Consider the following 4,899-nt stretch of genomic DNA (forward strand, 5'->3'; position numbering starts at 1 on the left):
GTCAAGATGTTATAAGCAACGCAGTTTTTCTTCGTTCGCCGTGGCGGATCGCCCGGCTAGAGTGCTCACAACGGGCCGTCACCGAAGCGATGGCGGCCGCTCTTCCATTTCCAGGAGATTTCGATGCTTGCCACCGCCCAACTCGACCTTGCCCCGGTCGCCGCCGAATGTGTTCCCGCTGCGGCTCCGGATGTTGGCGATCCTGCCGGCATTCTCGCCGCCGCGGGGGCGCGTGCCGCGAGCGAGAACCTTCCCTATGCCGGCGCGATTCCACCGCACGACGCCTGGGCGCTGGCGGAGGCGGGCGCAGCCATTCTCATCGACGTGCGCACCAGCGAGGAATACAGGTATGTCGGCCACGTTCCCGGCACGCCGCTGGTGCAGTGGCAATTCGGCGCAGCCCTGACCAAGAATCCGCGCTTCCTGCGCGAACTCGCCAGCAAGGCCGGCAAGGACGACGTGATTCTCCTCATTTGTCGCAGCGGCAAGCGCTCGGCCGCCGCCGCTGCCGCCGCGACGCGTGCTGGCTTCCGGCGAGTGTACAATGTTCTGGAAGGCTTCGAGGGAGAGATCACTCCCGAGGGGCAACGCGGTGTGAGTGGCGGCTGGCGCTACCATGGTCTGCCCTGGGTCCAGGACTGAGCGCCGACGGGAAATCGATCCATGAACGCACCCTCCGGTTCACCACTTGATCGCTCGAACTCGGCGCTTTCCGGTCTCGATGACATCGTTCGCGATCTGCGCGCCGCTCGCGAACGCTGGCGTCTGGCGCAGCATCGCCCTCTCGAATCGGGAGCCCGCGAATTCCCTTCCCGTGACGCGCTGCGCGACATCGTCGAGCGGCTGTGCGGCGCACTCTTTCCGATGCGCCTCGGACCGCCCGACCTGCAGCAGGGGCACAGCGAAGATTTCTATGTCGGCCACACCCTCGACCTCGCGCTGCGCAGTCTCGTTGACCAGGTACGCCTGGAACTCGCGCATGGTGCCCGGCATGACCCGCAGGTCGACGCGGCGACTGTCGAGAAGCGGGCGATCGAGGTGGTACGCCAGTTCGCTGCCGCCTTGCCCGACATTCGCGTCCTCCTCGACAGCGATGTCGAGGCTGCCTACCGTAATGACCCGGCGGCTCGCAGTGTCGACGAAGTCGTTCTCTGCTACCCGGGCACGCTGGCCACCATCTACCACCGCCTGGCGCATGCCCTGTATCGGCTTGGTGTGCCGCTGCTCGCCCGTATCGTCGCCGAACTCGCCCATTCCGCCACCGGCATCGACATCCATCCCGGCGCCAGCATCGGCAGCAGCTTCTTCATCGACCACGGTACCGGCGTTGTCATCGGCGAGACGGCAGTCATCGGCCGGCGTGTCCGCCTCTACCAGGCGGTCACCCTCGGCGCCAAGCGCTTCACCGTAGATGCCGACGGTGCCCTCGAAAAAGGCTCGCCGCGCCATCCGCTCGTCGAGGATGACGTGGTCATCTACGCCGGCGCTACCATCCTTGGCCGGATCACGATCGGCCGGGGTTCTTCGATCGGCGGCAACGTCTGGCTGACGCACAGCGTTCCCCCCGGGAGCATCGTCACGCAGGCCTTTGCCAGGAACGAGATTCTCGAAGACGGCAGCGGCATATGAACGGTGTCAACGATCGTTTTTCTTGTGTCGTACGGCAGCTGCGCCACGAGCGTGGCTGGTCGCAGGAGCACGTGGCGGAAAGGGCCAACCTCAATCGCTCCTACGTCGGCGAGATCGAACGCGGTCTCTCCACCCCTTCCCTGGTCACCGCCGACAAGCTGGCACGAGCGCTGGGAGTCCATCTCTCGACATTGGTCGCTCGTTGCGAGCATGGCTGAGTTTCTCCGGGCCGCGCGGGTATTGCTCCTGCTGGCTACAGCATGTTGAGCCCCCTGCAGGGCGGAGAGTAGAGTCCATTTTTTAAGCAAGAATTATTTGCTTATTCTTTTTTCTTCTAACCACTGTCGCAATCACAAGGAGTACCCCATGGCAGATAGTCAACCGCAAGCCGCCCTGAGCGATGTCGCCGCACGGCAACTGGCCAACGCCACCAAGACCGTAGCGCAGCTCTCCACGATTTCCCCGCGCTGGCTGACGCACCTGCTGCAGTGGCTGCCGGTCGAAGCCGGTATCTACCGCCTGAACCAGGTCAAGAACCCGCGTGACGTGAAAGTCGCCTGCGCCAAGCGTGACGAGTCCGAGCTGCCGCAGACCTTCGTCGACTACGAGGAGAACCCGCGCGAGTACTTCCTCAGCGCTGTCACCACCGTCCTGGACGTGCACACGCGCATTTCGGACCTGTACAGCAGCCCGCACGACCAGATCAAGGAGCAATTGCGGCTGACGATCGAAACGATCAAGGAGCGGCAGGAAAACGAACTGATCAACAATGGCGACTATGGCCTGCTGGCCAACGTTGCCGACAGCCAGCGCATCACGACGCTGACCGGCGCACCGACTCCCGATGACCTCGACGATCTCCTTACCAAGGTGTGGAAGGAACCCGCCTTCTTCCTCACCCATCCGCTGGCGATCGCTGCCTTCGGGCGCGAGTGCACCCGACGTGGCGTGCCGCCGCCCACTGTTTCGCTGTTCGGCTCGCAGTTCGTGACCTGGCGCGGCATTCCGCTGATTCCGTCGGACAAGGTGCCGGTCGCGGAGGGCAAGACCAAGATCCTGCTGTTGCGTGTCGGCGACAAACGACAAGGTGTCGTCGGCCTCTATCAGCCGGGCCTGCCGGGCGAGCAGAGCCCGGGACTCTCGGTGCGCTTCATGGGCATCGACCGCAACGCCATCGCTTCCTATCTGATTTCGCTGTACTGCTCGCTGGCCGTGCATGCCGAGGACGCGCTGGCCGTTCTCGACGATGTGGAGATCGACAAATACCATGACTATGCTGACACCTACCGCTGATTCGCCCCCCGGCGGGCTGCCCTTCGGCCTCGCGGCGGTTTCCGGCCTGCCCGACGAGGCGGCGCTTGCCCGCCTGGCCCAGGACTTGTTCCGGGCGCTGCCGGGAAGCGAGGCGGCGTCGCCATCGGCGCCCGCGGTCGGCGGACTGGCGATCGGCGAGCCGGGGCCGGCCTTGGATCCGGTTGCCGCACCCTCGGTCGGCCAGGCGCCGGTCGAAGCAGGGCCAATCGCACCGGAATTTGGCGTGCCCGAAGCGTATGCCGCCGCGTTGCCGATGACCGCCCCGATCAGTGCTCCCGCAGGTGTACCCGGGTCGCCGTACTACTTTCTTGGCGAAGCAGCGGCGCTTTCCTCTGCACACCAGGTCCCGGCAGCCCCGGCGGACAATCACGTCGTTGCCCATCCCTTCGAACTGCCGGGCGAAATCGCGCTGCGCCGGCTGCTCGCAGAACTCGCCGATGAACGCTCGCTGCCAGAACCGGCGCCGCCCGCTGCACCCGGCCAAAGCGGCTATTACTTCCTCGAACAGTCTCCCCCGGTTCCTCGGGCCGATGCCACGCGCTTTCCGGCCTTCGACGTGCAGGCGGTACGACGCGACTTCCCCATCCTCTCCGAGCGCGTCAATGGCAAACCGCTGGTCTGGTTCGACAACGCCGCGACGACGCAAAAGCCGCAGGCGGTGATCGACCGCCTGGTGCAGTTCTACCAGCACGAGAACTCCAACATCCACCGTGCGGCGCACGAACTCGCGGCGCGTGCCACGGACGCCTACGAGGCCGCTCGTGGCAAGGTGGCGCGCTTCCTCGGCGCCGCGTCGGCCGAGGAGATCATCTTCGTGCGCGGCGCCACCGAGGCGATCAACCTGGTCGCCAAGAGCTGGGGCAGGCAGAACATCCGCGAAGGCGACGAAATCGTCGTCTCACTGCTCGAACACCATGCCAACATCGTTCCCTGGCAACAACTGGCGAAGGACAGCGGCGCCCGCATTCGGGTCATTCCGGTCGATGACAGGGGCCAGATCCTGCTGGAGGAATACCAGCGGCTGCTCAACGACCGCACGAAACTGGTGGCCATCAGCCAGGTTTCCAATGCCCTGGGCACCGTGACCCCGGTCAAGGAGATCGTTGAACTCGCCCACCGGGTGGGCGCCAGGGTGTTGGTCGACGGTGCCCAGTCCGTGTCGCACATGCGCGTCAACGTGCAGGCGATCGATACCGATTTCTTCGTTTTCTCCGGCCACAAGGTCTTCGCGCCGACCGGCATCGGCGTCGTTTACGGCAAGCGCGACATTCTCGAAGACATGCCGCCCTGGCAGGGTGGTGGCAACATGATCGCCGACGTCACCTTCGAGCGTACGCTCTACCAGGGCGTGCCGGCGCGCTTCGAGGCCGGTACCGGCAACATCGCCGATGCGGCCGGACTCGGCGCCGCGATCGACTACGTCGAACGAATCGGTATCGAGAACATCGCCCGTTACGAGCATGATCTGCTTGCCTACGCGACGCAGCGGGTCAGGCCGATTCCCGGCATCCGCCTGATCGGCACCGCTGACGACAAGGCCAGCGTGCTCTCGTTCGTCCTTGCCGGCTACCGTCCGGAGGAGGTCGGCGCAGCGCTCAACGAGGAAGGCATCGCCATACGCGCCGGCCACCACTGCGCCCAGCCGATCCTGCGTCGATTCGGCGTCGAAGCCACGGTGCGTCCGTCTCTGGCGTTCTACAACACCTGCGCGGAAGTCGATCTGCTGGTCTCGGTGCTGCAGCGCCTGGCGAGAGGAAAGGGGCGCGCGCTCGGCTAGTCGACCAAAGCTGCGGGGGAACCAGGACGCCCCGGCCTGCCGCCTTTAGGCCGGGGCGTTGTCTTTCCTGATCCGGCGAATGCCGCCTGCGTCCCGTTCATTCCCTCACCTGATTAGCAATGATCCTCAGCCAGGCGAATCGTGCGCTCCGGGTGGGCGCTGCAGCAAACGGCGGCGAC

The 4,899-nt window shown here is 65.2% G+C and carries 5 protein-coding genes; all 5 read left to right on the plus strand.

Translation table 11 applies throughout. The features are described from left to right. Positions 1–123: 123 nt before the first annotated feature. The 5 genes from NFV80_RS00065 to NFV80_RS00085 all read left to right on the plus strand — a co-directional run bounded on the left by NFV80_RS00065 (position 124) and on the right by NFV80_RS00085 (position 4,720). Positions 124–642, plus strand: a complete 519-nt coding sequence (locus NFV80_RS00065) for a rhodanese-like domain-containing protein (protein WP_296757424.1) — start codon at positions 124–126, stop codon at positions 640–642. A gap of 21 nt (positions 643–663) precedes the next feature. Next, on the plus strand, positions 664–1,629 hold the full coding sequence (gene epsC, locus NFV80_RS00070) for a serine O-acetyltransferase EpsC (RefSeq protein WP_295325242.1): 966 nt from the start codon (positions 664–666) through the stop codon (positions 1,627–1,629). Further along, positions 1,626–1,847, plus strand: a complete 222-nt coding sequence (locus NFV80_RS00075; protein ID WP_295325244.1) for a helix-turn-helix transcriptional regulator — start codon at positions 1,626–1,628, stop codon at positions 1,845–1,847. Before epsC ends, NFV80_RS00075 begins: the two co-directional genes overlap by 4 nt. A gap of 148 nt (positions 1,848–1,995) precedes the next feature. After that, the gene (locus NFV80_RS00080; protein WP_295325247.1) at positions 1,996–2,922 is read left to right on the plus strand and encodes a family 2A encapsulin nanocompartment shell protein; all 927 of its coding nucleotides are present in this window, start codon (positions 1,996–1,998) and stop codon (positions 2,920–2,922) included. Next, entirely contained in the window at positions 2,897–4,720 is a 1,824-nt protein-coding gene (locus NFV80_RS00085; RefSeq protein WP_295325250.1) for a family 2A encapsulin nanocompartment cargo protein cysteine desulfurase, read from the plus strand. Before NFV80_RS00080 ends, NFV80_RS00085 begins: the two co-directional genes overlap by 26 nt. Positions 4,721–4,899 lie beyond the last annotated feature (179 nt).

It is taken from the genome of Accumulibacter sp. (genome assembly GCF_023806565.1).
Taxonomy (GTDB): Bacteria; Pseudomonadota; Gammaproteobacteria; order Burkholderiales; family Rhodocyclaceae; genus Accumulibacter.